At 63.4% G+C, this 20,459-nt stretch carries 17 protein-coding genes; 6 read left to right on the top strand and 11 right to left on the bottom strand.

The features are described from left to right. Positions 1–33: 33 nt before the first annotated feature. From fmdA to urtA, 6 genes are all read right to left on the bottom strand, one after another. Positions 34–1,263 (bottom strand): formamidase, encoded by a 1,230-nt coding sequence (fmdA, locus tag XI04_RS12930; protein ID WP_095424979.1) that lies wholly within the window; start codon positions 1,261–1,263, stop codon positions 34–36. A 28-nt stretch (positions 1,264–1,291) separates the two neighbouring features. After that, complete coding sequence (gene urtE / locus XI04_RS12925) at positions 1,292–1,981, bottom strand: urea ABC transporter ATP-binding subunit UrtE (protein WP_038949525.1); 690 nt, start codon at positions 1,979–1,981, stop codon at positions 1,292–1,294. A gap of 68 nt (positions 1,982–2,049) precedes the next feature. Beyond that, positions 2,050–2,805 (bottom strand): urea ABC transporter ATP-binding protein UrtD, encoded by a 756-nt coding sequence (gene urtD / locus XI04_RS12920; protein ID WP_028139661.1) that lies wholly within the window; start codon positions 2,803–2,805, stop codon positions 2,050–2,052. 65 nt (positions 2,806–2,870) lie between these two features. Further along, positions 2,871–4,013, bottom strand: a complete 1,143-nt coding sequence (gene urtC / locus XI04_RS12915) for an urea ABC transporter permease subunit UrtC (RefSeq protein WP_271623705.1) — start codon at positions 4,011–4,013, stop codon at positions 2,871–2,873. 17 nt (positions 4,014–4,030) lie between these two features. Continuing rightward, a complete protein-coding gene (gene urtB / locus XI04_RS12910) occupies positions 4,031–4,957 on the bottom strand; it encodes an urea ABC transporter permease subunit UrtB (protein ID WP_018316774.1) in 927 nt (308 codons plus the stop codon). A 130-nt stretch (positions 4,958–5,087) separates the two neighbouring features. Beyond that, a complete protein-coding gene (gene urtA / locus XI04_RS12905; protein ID WP_026201734.1) occupies positions 5,088–6,347 on the bottom strand; it encodes an urea ABC transporter substrate-binding protein in 1,260 nt (419 codons plus the stop codon). Positions 6,348–6,518: 171 nt separating this feature from the next. Between urtA and XI04_RS12900 the strand changes: the two genes are divergently transcribed. Both XI04_RS12900 and XI04_RS12895 read left to right on the top strand, forming a co-directional pair. Continuing rightward, on the top strand, positions 6,519–9,890 hold the full coding sequence (locus XI04_RS12900; protein ID WP_271609542.1) for a hybrid sensor histidine kinase/response regulator: 3,372 nt from the start codon (positions 6,519–6,521) through the stop codon (positions 9,888–9,890). After that, on the top strand, positions 9,880–10,800 hold the full coding sequence (locus XI04_RS12895; protein ID WP_212475315.1) for a response regulator: 921 nt from the start codon (positions 9,880–9,882) through the stop codon (positions 10,798–10,800). Before XI04_RS12900 ends, XI04_RS12895 begins: the two co-directional genes overlap by 11 nt. Before the next feature lie 244 nt (positions 10,801–11,044). Here XI04_RS12895 and XI04_RS12890 read toward each other — a convergent pair whose 3' ends face one another. Both XI04_RS12890 and XI04_RS12885 read right to left on the bottom strand, forming a co-directional pair. Further along, positions 11,045–12,547 (bottom strand): flavin-containing monooxygenase, encoded by a 1,503-nt coding sequence (locus XI04_RS12890; RefSeq protein WP_038970704.1) that lies wholly within the window; start codon positions 12,545–12,547, stop codon positions 11,045–11,047. Between the two features lie 124 nt (positions 12,548–12,671). Next, the gene (locus XI04_RS12885) at positions 12,672–13,418 is read right to left on the bottom strand and encodes a S1 family peptidase (protein ID WP_271609541.1); all 747 of its coding nucleotides are present in this window, start codon (positions 13,416–13,418) and stop codon (positions 12,672–12,674) included. Between the two features lie 101 nt (positions 13,419–13,519). Between XI04_RS12885 and XI04_RS12880 the strand changes: the two genes are divergently transcribed. After that, the gene (locus XI04_RS12880; protein ID WP_271609540.1) at positions 13,520–14,155 is read left to right on the top strand and encodes an HAD-IA family hydrolase; all 636 of its coding nucleotides are present in this window, start codon (positions 13,520–13,522) and stop codon (positions 14,153–14,155) included. A gap of 67 nt (positions 14,156–14,222) precedes the next feature. Here XI04_RS12880 and mtnA read toward each other — a convergent pair whose 3' ends face one another. The 3 genes from mtnA to XI04_RS12865 all read right to left on the bottom strand — a co-directional run bounded on the left by mtnA (position 14,223) and on the right by XI04_RS12865 (position 16,770). After that, entirely contained in the window at positions 14,223–15,329 is a 1,107-nt protein-coding gene (mtnA, locus tag XI04_RS12875; RefSeq protein ID WP_271609539.1) for an S-methyl-5-thioribose-1-phosphate isomerase, read from the bottom strand. A 13-nt stretch (positions 15,330–15,342) separates the two neighbouring features. Further along, complete coding sequence (locus XI04_RS12870) at positions 15,343–16,221, bottom strand: S-methyl-5'-thioadenosine phosphorylase (RefSeq protein ID WP_271609538.1); 879 nt, start codon at positions 16,219–16,221, stop codon at positions 15,343–15,345. Between the two features lie 276 nt (positions 16,222–16,497). After that, complete coding sequence (locus tag XI04_RS12865) at positions 16,498–16,770, bottom strand: phosphopantetheine-binding protein (protein WP_038949515.1); 273 nt, start codon at positions 16,768–16,770, stop codon at positions 16,498–16,500. A 357-nt stretch (positions 16,771–17,127) separates the two neighbouring features. Here XI04_RS12865 and XI04_RS12860 point away from each other — a divergent pair, with 357 nt between their 5' ends. From XI04_RS12860 to XI04_RS12850, 3 genes are all read left to right on the top strand, one after another. Beyond that, positions 17,128–18,345 (top strand): acyl-CoA dehydrogenase family protein, encoded by a 1,218-nt coding sequence (locus XI04_RS12860; protein WP_212475270.1) that lies wholly within the window; start codon positions 17,128–17,130, stop codon positions 18,343–18,345. Positions 18,346–18,384: 39 nt separating this feature from the next. Beyond that, on the top strand, positions 18,385–19,365 hold the full coding sequence (locus XI04_RS12855; protein WP_104462013.1) for an amino acid--[acyl-carrier-protein] ligase: 981 nt from the start codon (positions 18,385–18,387) through the stop codon (positions 19,363–19,365). Positions 19,366–19,482: 117 nt separating this feature from the next. Further along, positions 19,483–20,358 carry an acyl-CoA acyltransferase gene (locus XI04_RS12850; protein ID WP_212475271.1) on the top strand — a complete coding sequence of 292 codons (876 nt, stop codon included), beginning with the start codon at positions 19,483–19,485 and terminating at the stop codon, positions 20,356–20,358. Positions 20,359–20,459: the final 101 nt, after the last annotated feature.

Raw genomic sequence — 20,459 nt, 5'->3', positions numbered from 1 at the left:
TCCCCGTAAGAACGGGGAGAGGGAGCGCACCGGCTACTTGTCGGGCGAAATCGGCATCTGGATATCGCCGGTGATGTGCTTGATGGGCCCTGCCGCCGACGGCATCACGTCGAAGTCGAAGATCTCGGTCGGCAGCCACAACGTGGCGCAGGCGTTGGGCACATCGACCACGCCGGAGATGTGGCCCTGGCACGGCGCGGTGCCGAGGATCGAATAGGCCTGGGCGCCGGAATAGCCGAACTTCTTCAGGTACTCGATCGCATTCAAACAGGCCTGGCGATAGGCGATGTGGACGTCGAGATAGTGCTGCTTGCCTTGCTCGTCGACCGAGATGCCCTCGAAGATCAGGTAGTCCTTGTAGTTCGGCGTGATCGGCGACGGCTTGAAGATCGGGTTCTTGATGCCGTATTTCGACATGCCGTCCTTGATCACTTCGACCTTCAGATGCAGCCAGCCGGCCATCTCGATGGCGCCGCAGAAGGTGATCTCGCCGTCACCCTGGCTGAAGTGCAGATCGCCCATCGAAAGACCTGCGCCCGGCACATAGACCGGGAAGTAGATCTTCGAGCCGCGCGAGAGATCCTTGATATCGCAATTGCCGCCATGCTCGCGCGGCGGCACCGTGCGCGCACCCTCCGCGCCGATCTTGGCCTTGACGTCGCCCTTGGCGCGGCCGCCATGGGCGGTCGCCGCGAACGGCGGATTGGCAAGGCCTGGGACGCGGGTCGGGTTGGTCGAGATCAGCTCGGCCTCGCGCTTGTTCCAGATCTCCAGCATCTTCGGATCCGGAAGACAGCCGATCAGGCCGGGATGGATCAGGCCGGCGAAGTTGACGCCAGGCACATGGCGCGACGAAGTGTAGAGACCCTTGATGTCCCAGATCGATTTCTGCGCCAGCGGGAAGTGGTCGGTGAGGAAGCCGCCGCCATTCTGCTTGGAGAAGAAGCCGTTGAAGCCCCACAGGCTTTCCTTCATCGGGCCGACGTCGAGCAGGTCAACCACGAGGAGATCGCCGGGCTCGGCGCCCTTGACGCCGATCGGACCAGACAGGAAGTGCACGATCGACAGGTCGATGTCGCGCACGTCGTCGGCGGAATCGTTGTTCTTGATGAAACCGCCGGTCCAGTCATAGGTCTCGATGATGAAATCGTCGCCGGGATTGACCCAGGCCACGATCGGGATGTCGGGGTGCCAGCGGTTGTGCACCATGTCATTTTCGTAGGCCGACTTGGTGAGATCGACCTTGATCAGTGTCTCTGGCATCGAGATGCTCCCCTTTTACTACGGTTGGTTAGACGGACAGATATTTCGAGACCTGCGCGGCATCGACGGCGTCGCGCGGGTCGTCGCGCACGATCTCACCGTTCTCGATCACCAGCACGCGGTCGGCGATGTCGAGCGCGAAGCTCAGGACCTGCTCGGACACGACGATCGAGAGCCCCTTCTCGTCGCGGATGCGCTTCAGGGTTCGCGCCATCTCCTTGATGATGGAGGGCTGGATGCCTTCCGTCGGCTCATCCAGCAGCAGGACCTTCGGCTTGGTCGCGAGCGCACGCGCAATCGCGAGCTGTTGCTGCTGGCCTCCCGACAGATTGCCGCCGCGGCGGCCCTTCATCTCGAGCAGGACCGGGAACAATTCATAGATGTCACCGGGCACCTCGGATTCGCCCGCGACAACGAGGCCGGTCTCGATGTTTTCCTTCACCGTCATGGTGGAGAAGATCATGCGGCCCTGCGGCACATAGGCGAGACCTTTGGCGACGCGCTCGTAGCTCTTGAGGTTACCGAGCTCGGCGCCGTCCATCGTCACCGAGCCGCTTTTGGCCGGCAGGATGCCCATCAGCGACTTCATCAAGGTGGTCTTGCCCATGCCGTTGCGGCCCATGATCGCCACGATCTCGTTGGGTGCGACCTTGACGTTGAGCCCGTGCAGCACCTCGCTCTGGCCGTAGGCGACGTGAAGATCGGAAATTGCCAGCATCGTCGCGCTCCCTATTTCTTGCGCATGATCTTGTCCGGAAACCGGACGCCACTTTCCGGGATCATGCGCTAATGCCCCAGATAGACTTCGATGACCTTGGGATCGTTCTTGACCTTCTCCATGGTCCCTTCGGAGAGGATCTGGCCCTGATGCAGCACGGTCACCTTGTGGGCGATGTCCTCGACGAACTTCATGTCGTGCTCGATCACCAGCACCGAGCGGTTCTTGATGATGCGGTTGAGCAGTTCGGCGGTCTTGGCGCGCTCGGACACGCTCATGCCGGCGACGGGCTCGTCCAGCATCAACAGATCGGGATCCTGGATCAGCAGCATGCCGATCTCGAGCCATTGCTTCTGGCCATGGCTGAGCTCGTCGGCATAGGTGTTGAGCTTGTCCTTGAGGAAGATCATCTCCGCGACCTCCTCGACCCGATCCTTCACGAGTTGGTCGCGCTGAAAGGTCAATGAGCCGAACACGGTGCGGCCGCGCGGGAACGAGATCTCGAGGTTCTCGAACACGGTGAGGTCCTCAAACACCGACGGCGTCTGGAATTTGCGCCCGACGCCGGTCTGCACGATCTCGTTCTCCTTCAGTTTCGTGAGTTCCTTGCCGCGAAACTGGATCGAGCCCGAGGTCGCCTTGGTCTTGCCGCAGATCAGGTCGAGCACCGTGGTCTTGCCGGCACCGTTGGGACCGATGATGACGCGAATCTCGTTCTCCTCGACGTAGAATGAGAGATCGTTGACCGCCTTGAACCCGTCGAACGAGACGGTCAATCCGGAGACAGCGAGCAGGAAGTCCTTGGGCTGATGACCGACGAGCATGATCTACCTCCTCACTGCCAGCGTGGCATCGGCATCGTGATGACCGACGAGCATGATCTATTTCCTCACTCTGCCGGTGCGCCGTCGGCGACCGAATTGTCGTTCCAGCCCGGCTTCCGCTTGCGCGAGGCGAACAACCGATCGATGCGCGGCTGCACGTAATCGGCCCAGAGCCCGGACAGACCGTTCGGGAAGGCGAGCACGACCGCGATGAACAGCGCGCCGAGGCCGAACAGCCAGAGTTGCGGGAAGGATTCCGACAGGCTGGTCTTGGCGAAATTCACCAGGATGGCGCCCCAGATCGCGCCGAAGATCGACATGCGGCCGCCGACCGCGGTGTAGATCACCATCTCGATCGACGGCACGATGCCGACGAAGGATGGCGACATGAAACCGACATTGAGCGCGAACATGGCGCCGCCGATCGCGGCGAACACCGCCGCCATGCAGAAGGCGAAGATCTTGAAGTTGGCGACGCTGTAGCCGGAGAAGCGGACGCGGTCCTCCTGTTCGCGCATCGCCACCAGGATGCGGCCGAGCTTGGTCAGGCGGATGAACTGCGCGATGCCGATGCAGGCGAACAGCAGCACCACCTCGACGAAGTACAGGATGACCTTGGCGTGGTCGGGCCGGATGTCCCAGCCCTTGAGCGTGCGCAGATCCGTCATGCCGTTGATGCCGCCGGTATAGCCCTGCTGCCCGACGATCAGGATGGTCAGGATGGCGGCGACGGCCTGGGTGATGATCGCGAAATAGGTACCGCCGACGCGGCGCTTGAACATCGCGGTGCCGATGATCAGGGCGAACAGGCCGGGGACCAGGATGATGGCGAGGATGGTGAAGGTGAGGCTGTGGAATGGTTGCCAGAACAACGGCAGCGACGTGATCTGATTCCAGTCCATGAAATCGGGGATGCCGGGCGTCGACTGGATCTTCGTGTTCTCGACGCTGGACGCCTCGAGCTTGAGAAACATCGCCATGCAGTAGCCGCCGAGACCGAAGAACACGCCCTGCCCCAGGCTCAAGATGCCGCCATATCCCCAGCACAGCACGAGGCCGAGCGCGACAAAGGCGTAGGTGAGGTATTTCGCGACAAGGTTGAGGCGGAACACATCCTGCGACAGCGGCAGGATCACGAACAGCACGGCGGCCAGGACAATAAAGCCGATGAGCTCGGACCGGTTGAAGAAGCGTGAGTTGATGATCATGATCTGCCTGCTTCTCGTTACTTGCGGACTTTGAGGGCGAAGAGACCCTGCGGCCGCAGCATCAGGATGCCCACGACAGCGAGCAGCGTCAGGACCTTGGCCATCGAGCCCGACATGAAGAATTCGAGCGTCGATTGCGTCTGCGAGATCGAGAACGCGGAGGCGATGGTGCCGAGCAGGCTCGCGGCGCCGCCGAATACGACGACCAGGAACGTGTCGACGATGTAGAGCTGTCCGGAGGTCGGCCCGGTCGAGCCGATCATGGTGAAGGCGCTTCCGGCAATTCCGGCGATGCCGCAACCGAGCCCGAACGTGTAGCGGTCGACCTTCTCGGTGTTGATGCCGACCGCTCCGGCCATGATGCGGTTCTGCACCACCGCACGGACCTGACGGCCCCAGCGCGACATGTACATGACGTAGGCGACCGAGAGGGTGATCAGCACGGTGAGACACATCACGAAGACACCGTTGATCGGCACTTCGATGCTGTCGGTGACGTGCAACGAGCCCAGCATCCATTGCGGCAGCTCGACGCCGACCTCACGCGCGCCGAACACGGAGCGATAGGCCTGCTGCAGCATCAGGCTGAGGCCCCAGGTGGCAAGCAGCGTATCGAGCGGGCGCTTGTAGAGATGCCGTATCAGCACCCATTCCACCAGCATCCCCAATGCGCCGGACGCGACAAAGGCCAGGATCATCGCAAGGAAGAAGTAACCGCTGAACAAGCCGGGCAAATAGGACTGGAAGACATTGGAGGTCATCCAGGTGACGTAGGCCCCCAGGATCATGAACTCGCCATGGGCCATGTTGATGACGCCCATCTGGCCGAAGATGATGGCAAGCCCAAGCGCCATCAGGACGTAGACCGAGAACAGGATCAGTCCGGCAAAGCCCTGCATGACGAAGATGGAGCCGAGATCACCAAGCGAGTAGTCGCCGAACATCGATGTCCTCCGTCGGGGATAAGGGTCCCGCGTCGCGAGCAGGTTCGCGACGCGGGGGTCTTGGGCGTGGATTTGCTGTCCACGCCAGGGAGAGGCTTGGTGTTTGGAAGAAAGCGCCTGAGAGCGCTTCTTACTGGTAGCCCTTGGGGAACGGATCCGGCTCGACGAGATCGGCGGTCTCGTAGATCAGCTCGAACTGGCCATCGAGCTTGGCGCGTCCCACCCGGGTCTTCGACCAGAGGTGATGATTTTCGTGGATGCGCACATAGCCTTCCGGAGCGCCCTTGAACTCGACGCCGGGCGAAGCCGCCGCGATCTTGTCGACGTCGAACGAACCCGCCTTCTCCACCGTCAACTTCCACAGCCACGGGCCGAGATAGGCAGCCTGGGTGACGTCTCCAATCACGGTCTTCTCGCCCCACGCCTTCTTGAACGCCGGCACGAAGGCCTTGTTGTTCGGATTGTCGAGCGACTGGAAGTACTTCATGCAGGCATAGGCGCCCGCGATGTTCTCGCCGCCGATGCCGTCGATCTCGTCTTCGGTCACCGAGATCGTCAGCAGCGCCTGCTTGGAGAGGTCGATGCCGGCGGCCTTGAGCTGCTTGTAGAAGGCGACGTTCGAGCCGCCCACGACGTCGGTGAAGATGACGTCGGGCTTGGTCAGCTTGATCTTGTTGATGACCGAATTGAACTGGGTGTTGCCGAGCGGATAATACTCCTCGCCGACCACCTTGCCCTTCAGCACGTTCTCGACGTGCTTGCGCGCGATCTTGTTCGAGGTGCGCGGCCAGATGTAGTCGGAACCGATGAAGAAGAACGACTTCGCACCCTTCTCCTTGGCGATCCAATTCAGACCCGCGAGAATCTGCTGGGTCGCTTCCTGACCGGTATAGATGACATTCTTGGACTGCTCGAGGCCTTCGTAGAAGGTCGGGTAGTAGAGCATGCCGTTATACTGCTCCATGACCGGCAGCACCGCCTTGCGTGAGGCCGAGGTCCAGCAGCCCATGATCGCCGCGACCTTGTCGTTGACCAGCAGCTTCTTTGCCTTTTCCGCAAAGGTCGGCCAATCACTGGCGCCGTCTTCCTGGATGAACTTGATCTTGCGCCCGAGCACGCCGCCGGCGGCATTGATCTGCTCGATGGCGAGCTTTTCGGCCTCGATCGACCCGGTCTCGGAGATGGCCATGGTGCCGGTCGCCGAGTGCAGGATGCCGACCGTCACCTCGGTGTCGGTGACCGCAAGGCCGGTGGTGTTGACCGCCGAGGTCGCGGGAGCCTGTGCAAAGGACGCCCGCGGCAGCATCGTGATGGCCGGCACGGCGGCCATTCCCATCAATAGTTTGCGCCGGAGCGGCGACAAAAGGCCCTTGTTTGGTTCGTCTGACATGAGCACCCCACTTTTTTTCGAGGACACGCGATTGGTGCCGGTGAGGATGGCTCGGATCTGGGCGGCGGAAGCATACGCAAGATCGCGTATACTGCACCGCAAAATGCCGACGTAGGCTTTTGGTACGGAATTTGCGAGGGCTCCGGGTCCGTATCAGGAGTGGGGTAAAGCGTGGCAGGGCGGCAGCGAATAGACCGCGTCAGGCGACAGTACAACCAATGGGTCGCCAACCAGACGCTGGAGGACTATGCGCTGCGCTTCACGGCCAAGAGCGCGCGCCGCTGGTCCGCCGCCCGGGTCGCCAACACGGCGCTGGGCGCGATCTCGTTCCTGGCGATGGAGGCGATCGGCGGCACCATCACGCTGAACTATGGCGTCACCAACGCGGCCGCCGCCATCCTCGTGGTCTCGACCATCATCTTCTGCTGTGGCGTGCCAATCGCCTACTATGCCGCCAAATGCGGCATCGACATCGACCTGCTCACGCGCGGCGCCGGCTTCGGCTACATCGGCTCCACCGTCACCTCGCTGATCTATGCGTCCTTCACCTTCATCTTCTTTGCGATCGAAGCCGTGATCCTCGCGTCCGCGCTCGAGATGTGCTTCGGGATTCCGCGGCCGATCGGCTACCTCATCAGCGCGGTCGTCATCATCCCGCTGGTGGCCTACGGCATCACGCTGATCAGCCGCTTCCAATTGTGGACGCAGCCGCTGTGGATCGTGCTCCACATCATTCCGTTCGCGGCGATCGCCTGGCACAACCCGCACTCCTTCACGGAGTGGCGCAAGTTTTCGGGCGAGCACGGCGACCTCACCGGGCATTTCGACCTGCTGCTGTTCGGGGTTGCGGCCTCGGTGGTGTTTTCGCTGGTGGCGCAGATCGGCGAGCAGGTCGACTTCCTGCGATTTTTGCCGCGCGATCGCCGCGCCTCCAGGGCGTCGTGGTGGGTGGCGATGATGAGCGCGGGACCGGGCTGGATCGTGCTTGGCGCCTTGAAGCTCCTCGCGGGTTCCTTCCTCGCCTTCTTCGCGCTCAGCCACGGGGTGCCGCCCGAGGAGGCCGCCGAGCCCGCGCATATGTATCTCGAAGCGTTCCGCTATGTGCTGTCGCAGCCCGACCTCGCGCTGGCGTTGACCGGCACGTTCGTGATCCTGTCCCAGGTGAAGATCAACGTCACCAACGCCTATGCCGGATCGATCGCCTGGTCGAACTTCTTCTCGCGCCTGACCCACAGCCATCCCGGCCGCGTCATCTGGCTGGTTTTCAACGTCATCGTGGCGCTCCTGTTGATGGAGATCGGCGTCTACAAGGCCCTGGAGCAGACCCTGGCGCTCTATTCGAACGTCGCGATCGCCTGGGTCGGCGCGCTGGTCGCGGATCTCGTCGTCAACAAGCCGCTTGGATTGCGGCCGCAGCAGATCGAATTCAAGCGCGCGCATCTCTACGACGTCAATCCGGTCGGCGTGGGGGCGATGACGATCGCGACCATTGTCTCCATCAGCGCCTTTTACGGCCTGTTCGGGCCGACCGCGAAGGCGCTGTCGGCCTTCATAGCGCTGGCCGTCGCCTTCATTGCCGCACCGTTGATTGCCTGGGCCACGGACGGCAAGTACTACATCGCGCGAAAGCCGAAGCGGAGCTGGCAGGACATCGAGGCGATCCAGTGTTGCATCTGCGAGCACGCGTTCGAGCCGGAGGACATGGCTTCCTGCCCCGCTTACGCCGGACCGATCTGCTCCTTGTGCTGTTCGCTGGATGCCCGCTGCCACGATCTCTGCAAGCCGCACGCGCGGATTCAGGCGCAGGTGTCGGAGACGCTGGGCAAGCTGATGCCGCAGCCGATCTACGCGCGCATCAACTCGCAGCTCGGCCACTATATCGGCGTTTTCGCAGTCTCCGCCGGCCTCGTCGCGCTGGTGCTGGGCCTGATCTATCTGCAGACCTCGGCGAGCGTGCATGGCGAGAACGCGCTCGTCTCCGACGTGCTCTGGAAGGTGTTCTTCTCGCTCAGCATCATCATCGGCGTGGTGGCGTGGCTGTTCGTGCTGGCGCAGCAGAGCCGCCGCGCCGCCGAGGAAGAGACGCGGCGGCAGACAGCGCTTCTGATCCAGGAGATCGACGCGCACAAGCGCACCGACGCCGAGTTGCAGCGCGCCAAGGAGGTCGCCGAATCCGCCAACCTCGCCAAGAGCCGTTATGTCGTCGGCCTGAGCCACGAGCTGCGCTCACCGCTGAACGCGATCAGCGGCTATGCCCAGCTGCTGGAGCAAGATACGACGCTGAGCACGAAGCCGCGCGACCAGGTTCGCGTCGTCCGCCGCAGCGCCGACCACCTCTCCGGCCTGATCGACGGCATTCTGGACATCTCAAAGATCGAGGCGGGACGGCTGTATCTGTCGCGCGACGAGGTGCGCCTCAGCGAATTCCTCGACCAGCTGGTCGGCATGTTCCGCCTGCAGGCTGCCGCCAAGGGCATCGACTTCGTGTTCCGCCGGCCGGCGTATTTGCCGCTGGTGGTCTATGCCGATGAGAAACGGCTGCGCCAGGTGTTGATCAATTTGCTCTCCAACGCCATCAAGTTCACCCAGACCGGCAGCGTGCAGTTCGTCGTGCACTATCGCAGCCCCGTTGCCGAGTTCGAGGTGATCGACACCGGTCCCGGCATCCAAGGCGACGATCTCGAACGCATCTTCGCGCCGTTCGAGCGTGGTGCGCTCGGCGTTTCGCAGCCGCAAACCGGCACGGGACTCGGCCTGACCATCAGCCGGCTGCTCGCCGGCGTGATGGGCGGCGATATCAAGGTCATGAGCACGGTCGGCGCCGGCTCGACGTTCAAGGTCAAGATCCTGCTCTCGGAGGTCACCAATCCGCAGCGCATCGCGCCGGTGGAGGCTCCCATCTCCGGCTATCACGGCGCGCGCAAGACCATCCTCATCACCGACGATGATCCCGTCCATCGCGACCTCCTGCGCGAGGTGCTGACGCCGCTCGGCTTCATCCTGCTGAGCGCCCCCGACGGCCCCGGCTGCCTCGCATTGGCGCAGCATTGCCGGCCCGATCTGTTCCTGCTCGACATCTCGATGCCCGCCATGGACGGCTGGGCCGTCGCGGAGGCCTTGCGCGCGAGCGGCCATCACCAGGCGCGCATCCTGATGGTATCTGCCAGCGCGATCGAGGCCCACGGCGCGCCGCTGGCGCAGCCCTTCCACGACGGCTATCTGATGAAGCCGATCGACATCCCGCGGATTCTGGAGACGATCCGCCAGCTCCTCAGGATCGAATGGCAATATGGCTCGGACGAGATTCCCGTGTCATTCTGGCGCCCCGAAAGCGGATCGAGGCCGCCGGCGCGGCACATCGAGGCCCTGATCGGGCTCGGCCGGATCGGCTACGTCAAGGGCATCCAGTTGAAGCTGGACGAGATCGGCAGCGAGCATCCGGAACATGCCGATTTCGTCGCGCAGATGCGGTCGCTGGTCGACCGCTTCGATCTCGAGCAGTACATGTCCACATTGAAGACGTTGCATGCGCATGAACATTGAGTCGAAAAAGCGCGACGTCGCGCTCGTCGTGGACGACTCTCCCGAGACGCTGCGGCTGCTTACCGACGCGCTCGACGGCGCCGGCATGACGGTGATGGTGGCGCTCGACGGCGCGGCAGCGATACGTATCATCGACCAGATCACGCCCGACATCGTTCTGCTCGATGCCGTGATGCCCGGCATCGACGGCTTCGAGACCTGCCGCCGGCTCAAGCGCGATGCCGGTCTTGCCAATGTCCCCGTGATCTTCATGACGGGGCTCGCTGAAACCGAGCATATCGTTCGCGGGCTCGAGGCCGGCGGCGTCGATTACGTGACCAAGCCGATCGTGATCGAGGAGATGCTGGCGCGCATCCGCGTCCATCTCGGCAATGCCCGCCTGACCCAGAGCGCGCGCGCAGCGCTCGACGTCTCCGGCCGCTTCCTGTTCGCGGTCGATCGCCAGGGCCATGTGCTGTGGGCGACGCCGCAGGCGCAGAAGCTGCTGTCCGATCATCACGGCGCACAGGCCGACGACTTCGTCCTCCCGCCATCGCTGCTGCAATGGCTGGAGCAGGCCAGAGCCAAGGGCAGCTCGAAGTCCCAGGCGGCTTCCTTGCCCGACAACCCGCAGCTGCGGCTCTATTACATGGGCGAGACCGCGCCGAACGAGTTTTTGCTGCGGCTCTCCAGGGAGTCCGGCACCGCACTGCCTCCGGAATTCACCAGCGAGCTCGGCCTCACCACCCGCGAGGGCGAGGTGCTGGCCTGGCTCAGCAAGGGCAAGACCAACCGCGACATCGCCCAGATTTTGGGATTGAGCCCGCGCACGGTCGACAAGCATCTCGAGCAGATCTACGCCAAGCTCGGCGTGGAGAATCGGACGGCGGCGGCGGCGATTGCGGCGAACGCGACGCGAAGGAATTCGTGAGCTGCGGTGTGGATGAGTTGGCGCGCCTCTGATCCAGCAACCGACGTCGTCCCGGACAAGCGGAGCGCCGATCCGGGACCCATAACCACAGGAAGATGTTTGGCGTAGACTCGCAGTTACCTGCTCGCTCCATAACCACTCCCTGTGGTTATGGATCCCGGGTTCGCTTCGCGCCCCGGGACGACGGCGGAGTGTGGTGTGAGCGTCGCCGCCCCCTCACACGAACCCGCACCCACGAACTTCCTCACCCGTACACAAACGCCTTGTCATCCAGGTCCGTCTTCGGGATCTCGTCCTTTTCGGTCCAGTAATCCTGGCTGTGCTGCCATTCCGGCTTGTCGCCGCGCTTGGGCAGCAGGTTCATGTTTCGCATCATGTAGCCGGGATTGAAGTTTTCCGGATCGATCCAGGGCAGGATCGGCATGTTGTGGTCTTCGGGTCGCAGCTTGACCTCGACCTTCTTCTTGCCTTTGGCCTTCATGTGGCCGAGCAGCCGGCAGACGAAGTCGGCGACGAGATCGACTCGCAGCGTCCAGCTGGCGCGGAAATAGCCGAACACCCAGACCATGTTCGGAACGCCCGTGAACATCATGCCGCGATAGGTGACGGTGTCGCCAAAGGCGAGCGGCTTGCCGTCGATCTCGAAGGCGATGTCGCCGAGCGCCGCGAGATTGAAGCCGGTCGCGGTGACGATGACATCGGCCTCCAGCAGCTTGCCGGATTTGAGCTGAATGCCGTTCTCGACGAAGCATTCGATCTCGTCGGTGACGACGGAGGCCTTGCCGCTGGCGATGCCCTTGAACAGATCGGCATCGGGCACGAAGGCGATGCGCTGCCGCCACGGCCGGTAAGTCGGCGTGAAGTGCGTCTCGACGTCGTAGTCTGGGCCGAGCACCGCGCTGATCTGGCCGATCAGGTCCTTCTTGACCTGCTCCGGCTTGGATAGGCAGAGTTTTGTGAAGGCGTCCTGCTCGAACAGGATCTTGCGCCGAACGATCTCGTGGATCCAGGCCTCGTCGACCTGAAGCCGGCGCAGCTCCTCGGCGATCTCGATGGCGTTGCGGCCGAGGCGAAAATAGGTCGGCGAACGCTGCAGCATGGTGACATGCGCGCAACTGTCCGCGATGTTCGGCACCAGCGTTGCCGCGGTCGCGCCCGAGCCGATCACAACGACCTTCTTGTTCGTGAGGTCGAGATCGTCAGGCCAGGTCTGCGGATGGACGACGCGGCCTTTGAAGCGATCGGCGCCCTTCCATTCCGGCGTGTAGCCTTCCGAATGGCGGTAATAGCCCTGGCACATCCAGAGGAAGTTCGCGGTGAAAGTCTTTGCTTCACCGGTATCGGTCGTAATCGCCTCGATGGTCCAGAGATTCTGCTCGCTCGACCAGCTGGCGGAATTGATCTTATGCTTGTAGCGGATGTGCCGTGCGATATCGTTGTCGTCGATCACCTCGTTCATGTAGGCGAGGATTTCTTCGGCGGTCGCGATCGGCGGGCCTACCCAGGGCTTGAAGCTATAGCCGAACGTATGGAGATCGCTGTCCGAGCGGATGCCGGGATAACGATGCGTGCTCCAGGTGCCGCCGAACGTCGCCTGCGTCTCCAGGATGACATAGCTCGTGCCCGGAAGTTGCTTCTCGATGTGATAGGCGCTGCCGATGCCGGAGATGCCGGCGCCGACGATCAGCACGTCGAAATGTTCAGAAGCCTGTTTGGCCGTGGCGTGACTGCGAACAGCGACATTCATTGTTGCTTCTATGCCTTGCTTGTTTTTGTGGCCGTCCTTGACGAACGACGCGTTTCCTCCGCGGCCGGCATGATCGCCCGCCGCGCTTCCGCTTCAAAATGACATAGATCAAGTTGCGGTCAAATCACAGTGCCGCACCCCAGCTCCGCGCGGTCTGCAAGATCCAGTCGCGGTAGAGCGTGAGCGGCGTGACGCCGGTCAATCCGCCGCAGCCGTCGCCGGCGTTCGGTCCCGTCGCCCAGCTGATGACACCGACAAGCACGGCACCGCTCGGCTTGTCCTCGAACACGGGACCGCCGGAATCGCCGGTACAAGCGCCAATTCCGTCGCGAACACCGTTGGTTACGGGATCGACCAGGCGGATCTGAAGCGTGCCGGGCTGGCCCGTGACGACAAGGCCCGCGACGCGCGTGGCCCCGCCGCTCCTGCCATCACCGCGCACGGTGACACCGGTACCGGCAATGACGAAACGGCTACCGGCCTGGATTGGAATATTCGGCGCGCCGACCGGCACCGTCGATTTTCCCTTGGGTGGAATTTCCAGTTGCAGCAGCGCCACGTCTGCGCCGGCGCGATGCACCTGCGCCTTGTAGCTGGGATGGATCGCGATGGTGCGCACGTTCAGCAATTGCGGCGCGCCACCGCTGCGATCGACGATCTTGTAGTCCGCGCCCGGCGGCACGCAGTGAGCGCCGGTCAATACGATCCTCGGCGCGATCAGAGTGCCGGTGCAGGAATTGCCGCGCGAGCCGACGATGGTGACGACGGCGCGCGCGACGCCGTCGGCCTGCGGCGTGCCGCCGCCGACGATGGCATGGGCGGGTGTGGCGAGCAGCAGCGAAGTCGTGATGAACGTGGCAAGCTTCTTCATGGGAACACGCTTCGGTATTGGCGGCGGCAGATTGCTTCGGACTGGCCCTTGCCGATAGCGCATGCTAGCCCTCTTGGAAAGGAATTGGCGAGGGCAGGATAGTGGCGATCGAGGCGGTGATCTTTGACTTTGGCGGCGTGCTGACGAGTTCACCGTTCGAAGCATTCGCGCGGTTCGAGACCGAGCGCGGCCTGCCCGTCGACATCATCCGGCGGACCAACGCCGCCAACCACCTGGAAAACGCCTGGGCCAAGTTCGAGCGGGCCGAGGTCGATATCGATACCTTCGACGAATTGTTCGCGACGGAATCGCTCGCACTCGGCGCGGAGGTGCGCGGTCGCGACGTGCTGCCGCTGCTGCAGGGCGATCTGCGCCCCGAGATGGTCGAGGCGCTGAAGCGCATCAAGGCGCAATTCAAGACCGGCTGCATCACCAACAATCTGCCTGCCAATACCATCGGCAGCATGACCGGGCGCTCCCTCTACATCGCCGAAGTCATGGTGCTGTTCGACCACGTGATCGAATCCGCCAAGATCGGCCTGCGCAAGCCCGATCCGCGAATCTACAGGCTGATGGTCGAGACACTGAAGGTCGATCCGAACAATTGCGTCTATCTCGACGATCTCGGCGTCAATCTGAAACCCGCGCGCGAGATGGGCATGACCACGATCAAGGTGACGAGCGGCGCGCAGGCGATTGCGGAGCTTGAGGCGGCGACGGGGCTGAAGCTGGAGTAGGCACCTCGTCGTTGCGAGGCACGAAGCCGTAGGGTGGGCAAAGCGAAGCGTGCCCACCCTACGAGAGCTACTCCGCCGCCGCCACGATCCGGTCCGGAAACGCCGCCGCCAGCTCGTCGCGATCCGGCTTCAGCACGCCGCGCTCGGTGATGAGGCCCGTCACGAGCCGTGCCGGCGTCACGTCGAAAGCGTAATTTGCGACCGGCGATCCCTCGGGCACGATGCGCACCGTCTCCAGCCTTCCATCCGCGGTGCGGCCGGTCATGTCGGTGACCTCGACGCCGCTGCGCTGCTCGATCGGAATATCGCGGATGCCGTCATGGACGGTAAAATCGATCGTCGGCGACGGCAGCGCGACATAGAACGGCACGCCGTTGTCGTGAGCGGCGAGCGCCTTCAGGTAGGTGCCGATCTTGTTGCAGACATCGCCATTCGCGGCGACGCGGTCGGTGCCGACGATGGCGAGATCAACCATGCCGTGCTGCATCAGGTGCCCACCGGTGTTGTCGGGGATCACCGTATGCGACACGCCGTGATGACCGAGCTCCCAGGCCGTGAGCGAGGCGCCCTGGTTGCGCGGACGCGTCTCGTCGACCCAGACATGGATCTTGATGCCGCGTTCGTGCGCAAGATAGATCGGCGCCGTCGCCGTGCCCCAGTCGACGGTGGCGAGCCAGCCGGCGTTGCAGTGGGTCAACACGTTGACAATCTCGCCCCGCTTCTTCGACGCGATCGCCTCGATCAGCTTCAAGCCGTTGCCGGCGATGCCGCGGTTGATCTCGACGTCCTGCTCGACGATCTCGTCGGCACGCGCATAGGCTGCCTCGGCGCGCTCCAGCGGATCGATCGGCTCGAGCGCCATGCGCATCTCGTCCAGCGCCCATTTCAGATTGATCGCGGTCGGCCGCGCCACGATGAGCGTGTCGTAAGCGCGCTTCAGGCCGGCGTCGGAGGCGTCCTCGCGCATGGCGAGTGCCATGCCGTAGGCCGCGGTGGCACCGATCAGCGGCGCGCCCCGCACCAGCATGTCGCGGATTGCGACGGCCGCGTCTTCAGACGATGTCAGCTTCGCGACGACGAACTCATGCGGCAGCCGGCGCTGGTCGATCGCACCGATTGACCAGCCGTCATGCTCGCGCCAGATGCTGCGGAAATGCTTGCCGTCGACCTTCATGGCATTCTGCCTTTCACTTCGCGCGCAGGATGCGCCCGGCCACCGCGTCGAGCTTCTTCAGAAGCTCGGGATCGCGCGCCTCGGGCGCCGTGATCAGCGCGGTATCGAGCGCGCGATCCGACCCGATCGGACAGGGCTCATGCTCGCGCGGAAAGTCCTTTGCCAGCCGCGCCACCAAGGCCTTGGCCTTGTCGGCGTTCGAGGTCAGCACGCGGATGATATCCTGCACGGTGACGGCATCGTGATCGGGATGCCAACAGTCGAAATCCGTCACCATCGCCACCGTGGCGTAACAGATCTCCGCCTCGCGCGCGAGCTTCGCCTCCGGCATGTTGGTCATGCCGATCACGGAATAGCCCAGCGTCTTGTAGGTCATGCTCTCCGCATAGGTGGAGAATTGCGGCCCTTCCATGCAGACATAAGTGCCGCCACGCGCGATCGCGATGCTCTCGGCTTCAGCGGCCGCGGCAAGATGGATGCGCAAACGTGGAGAGACCGGATGCGCCATCGACACATGGGCGACGCAGCCCCGACCGAAGAACGAGTTCTCGCGCTTGTGGGTGCGGTCGACGAACTGATCGACGAGAACGAAGGTGCCCGGCGGCAGTTCCTCCCTGAAGGAGCCGCAGGCCGATAGCGAGATCAAATCGGTGACGCCGGCCCGCTTCAAAACGTCGATATTGGCGCGGTAGTTGATGTCGGAGGGCGACAGCCGGTGCCCCTTGTCGTGCCGCGGCAGGAATACGATCGGCAACCCTGCGATGGTGCCGCGGCGCACGGGCGCCGACGGCTCGCCCCAGGGGCTCCTGATCACCTCTTCGCGCGCACCCTCGAGGCCCGGCAAATCATAAATGCCCGAGCCGCCGATGATGCCCAATACCGCCTGCGTCATGCCTGCTCCACCCTGTTCGCCACGTGCGACATGGTTAAGCTATGCCAGTTTTGCGGCGGTTTTGGAACCGGGTGGTGGGGATGCCGGTGCTGTGAGGAGCGCAAAATGCTCAACTCACACTCGACGTCGTCCCGGCGAACGCCGGGACCCATACCGCGGAATCTATCTAGGATGGTCGGTCGCAATCCCGAACGACCAGTCTTCGCACAACTACGGCCTGGGGTTATGGGCCCCTGCGTTCGCAGGGGCGACCCGGGGAAGATTTGCTGCGCCTGACTAAGCCGCCGCCGCCAGCTGCAGCTGGGTCGCCACCATCCGCTCCAGCGTCTCGACGGACTGGAAATTCTCCGGCGTGATCTCGGCTTGCGGGATGGTGAAGTCGAACTCGGCTTCGACGCCGAGCATCAGATTGACCATGTCCATCGAGGTCAGGCCGACATCGACGAGCTTGGCGGACGGCGTGACGTTAGCGGCGAGCGAATTCTGCTCGAGGATGCCCTTCACCAGCTTGGTGATGCGATTGCGTACGTCGGTATCAAAGGATTGCATCGGCAAATTCCCGTCTGTCTGTCAAAGGTCGGACCGGCTTGCCGCTACGATGGGCACGGCCTGCCGGTCCCGCAATGGGCGATACCAATACTTCGCGTTTCTTAGTAAACGATGACTCAGATTGTCTGAAATTCAGGCTTCTTCCAGAGTCCTAACGCGATGCTGGAAAAACGGGTGATGCAAACAACCGGACCTTAACTGTTCGTTCGGAATTGGGCTTTGTTTACCCTCTATTTCATCGACGAATTTGAATTAAATCCGTAGCCTCATCTCACAAGCAAAGATGGCCGGAGGATCGCTTACGCGCATCGCGAATGATGCCGGCGATCTCGAACGGCAAACCGGAGGCGGACGAGTATGAACGTGCGTGAAGCAGTCCTCACTGTCGACGAAACGCAGACGGGCTTCCTCGAGCAGGGTCCCTCCCTGATCGAGCGCGCCGCCCGGACCGCCGCAGCTGCCGCGTCCGACGCCGACGGGGTCGATCGCGACGCCCGTTTCCCGCACAAGGCTTTCGAGATCGCGCGCGAGCAGAAGCTGCTCGGCGTCATGATCCCGGTCGAGTTCGGCGGCTTCGGTGCCTCCATCTACGACGTCACCGACATCTGCTACACGCTCGGACGCGCCTGCGCCTCGACCGCGATGATCTACGCGATGCACCAGACCAAGGTCGCCTGCGTCGTCAGGCACGGCCACGGCATCCCCTGGATGGTGACCATGATGCGCCGGGTCGCCCGCGACCAGTGGCTGCTCGCCTCCTCCACCACCGAAGGCCAGAACGGTGGCAACATCCGCGCCAGCGCCGCTGCGGTCGATCACGCCGGCGACACCGTCTCGCTGGTGCGCGACGCCACCGTGATCTCCTACGGCGCGGAAGCCGACGGCCTCGTCACCATCGCCCGCCGCGCTACCGAGGCCGCCGCCTCCGACCAGGTGCTGCTGGCGCTCGCCAAGGACGATTATTCGCTGAAGCGGACGCTGGGCTGGGAAACGCTCGGCATGCGCGGCACCTGCTCGACCGGTTTCGAGCTGAAGGTCGATTGCCCCGCCGATCGCGTTTTCCCGGAATCCTATGACAAGATCCACGCCCAGACCATGACGCCGTTCGCGCATCTGTGCTGGTCGTCGGCCTGGGCCGGCATCGCCGCCGCAGCCGTGACCCGCGCGCAGGCCTTCATCCGCAAGGCGGCCCGCACCTCCGGCGGCCAGATGCCGCCGGCCGCGGCACATTTCACCGCCGCCAAGATGTCGCTGGCAAAGCTGCGTGCGCTGCTGTCGACCAATATCGATGCCTTTGCCCGCGCCGAACATGACGAGCGCGCCCTCGGCTCGCTCGACTTCCAGTCCTCGATCACGCTGCTGAAGGTGCAGGCTTCCGAACTCGCGGTCGAGACCGTGATGCATGCGATGCGCACAGCCGGCCTCTCCGGCTACCGCAACGACGGCGAGTTCACCATGGGCCGGCACCTCCGCGACGTGCTGTCGTCCCCGATCATGATCAACAACGACCGCATTCTGGCCAATGCCGCGACATCGACGCTGATGAGCGGCGTGCCGACAAGCCTTCACGACTGAATCAACAATAACAATTTTGAGATAGCAGGACATCGCCCCATGAACATTGCCATCCTTCCCGACTCGCCCGCGACCGCGCCGCAGATGATCGATCCGCTCGATCATCTCGCCGACAAGCTGTTCCACCGCATGGGCGCCGACGGCGTCTACGCCCGCACTGCGCTCTATGAAGGCGTCGTCGAGAAGCTCGCGGCGCTGATCACCAGCCATCGCGAGAGCGGCACGGAGGTGATGCGCTTCCCGCCGGTGATGAGCCGGGCTCAGCTGGAGAAATCCGGCTACCTCAAGAGCTTTCCGAATCTGCTCGGCTGCGTTTGCGGTCTGCACGGGACCGAGCGCGAGATCAACGCCGCGGTGAGCCGCTTCGACGCCGGCGGCGACTGGACCACCTCGCTGTCTCCGGCCGATCTCGTGCTGTCGCCCGCCGCCTGCTATCCGGTCTATCCGATCGCGGCGAGCCGCGGCCCCTTGCCGAAGGGCGGTCTGCGCTTCGACGTTGCCGCGGATTGCTTCCGCCGCGAGCCGTCGAAGCATCTCGACCGGCTGCAATCGTTCCGGATGCGCGAATATGTCTGCATCGGCAGCCCCGATGACGTCGCCGATTTCCGTGAGCGCTGGATGGTGCGCGCGCAGGCGATCGCGACCGACCTCGGCCTCACCTTCCGTGTCGACTATGCCAGCGATCCTTTCTTCGGTCGCGTCGGCCAGATGAAGGCGGTGAGCCAGAAGCAGCAGCAGCTCAAGTTCGAGCTGCTCATTCCGCTGCGCTCGGAAGAGCAGCCGACCGCCTGCATGAGCTTCAACTATCACCGCGAGCATTTCGGCACGACCTGGGGAATCCAGGATGCCGGCGGCGAGCCGGCCCACACCGGCTGCGTCGCCTTCGGCATGGACCGGCTGGCTGTCGCCATGTTCCACACCCACGGCACCGACCTTTCCGCCTGGCCCGCCAAGGTGCGGGACGTCCTGGGCCTGCAGCCGCGGGTCACGGCCGACGCCCATGTCGAAGGCTGGCGCTAGCAGCATGATCCAGATCCGAGGGACCGCGTCAGCAAGAAGTGCGAAGCGGTCTTCCGAAAAGATCATGCTGAAACAATAGACGAAACGAGGCCTGCCATTTCCACGGGTAAGACGAGCGTGATTCACACCAAGGTGCGATGCCGCGAGATCACCGAGTCCGACGCCGAAGCGGTCGCGGACCTGCTGACGCGCGGCTTCGTCGGCCGCTCGCGGAACTATTGGATTCAGGGTCTGCGCCGGCAGGCCTTCCGGTCTGTCCCGGAGGGCTATCCGCGCTTCGGCTACATGCTCGAGAGTGACGGCACGCCGGTCGGCGTGCTGCTGCTGATCTACACGGCGCGGAAGAGCGGCGAAGAGACCGCCATCCAGTGCAATCTATCGAGCTGGTATGTCGATCCGGCCTACCGCAACTATGCCCCACTGCTGACCAAGATCGCGCAGCGGCACAAGGACGTGACCTATTTCAACATCAGCCCGGCGCCGTGGACCTGGCCGATCATCGAGACGCAGGGCTTTCGCGCCTACTGCCGTGGCATATTCTTCTCGGTTCCTGCCCTGGCGCGGCCCCCGCGTTGGAGCGAGATCGAGGTCATCTCGCCTCACGCCAAGACGATCGAGGGACTTTCCGAAGGCGAAACCGAGCTGCTGACGCGGCATGCGCGCTACAATTGCCTCAGCCTCGTCTGCCGCACGCCGAAGGGAACATTCCCCTTCATCCTGCAACCGGTGCGCATCCGTCGCGGCTTCATTGCGCCTCCTGCGATGAAGCTGATCTATTGCCGCAGCGCCTCGGAATACGCCGCCTGCGCAGGCCGCATCGGCCGGCTGCTGCTTCGGCTCGGCAAGATCGCGGTGGCGATCGATTCCAATGGCCCGATTCCCGGCCTTGTCGGTATTTATACCGAGCGGCGCGGTCGCAAATACTTCAAGGGCCCGCACCGGCCGCAGCTCGGCGATCTCACCGATACGGAACTGGTATTGTACGGGCCGTAGGGAAGGCTGTCGGACCAGACCACCGCTGTCGTCCCTGCGAACGCACTAGGGCATGCACATATCTGGTGCGGCGGATTGACTCGGGTTCGTCCTGGGGGTTC

This window comes from Bradyrhizobium sp. CCBAU 11430 (genome assembly GCF_028128855.1).
Taxonomy (GTDB): Bacteria; Pseudomonadota; Alphaproteobacteria; order Rhizobiales; family Xanthobacteraceae; genus Bradyrhizobium; species Bradyrhizobium ottawaense.
The sequence above is the reverse complement of the archived record's forward strand: the minus strand, read 5'-3'. Positions and strand labels throughout refer to the sequence as shown.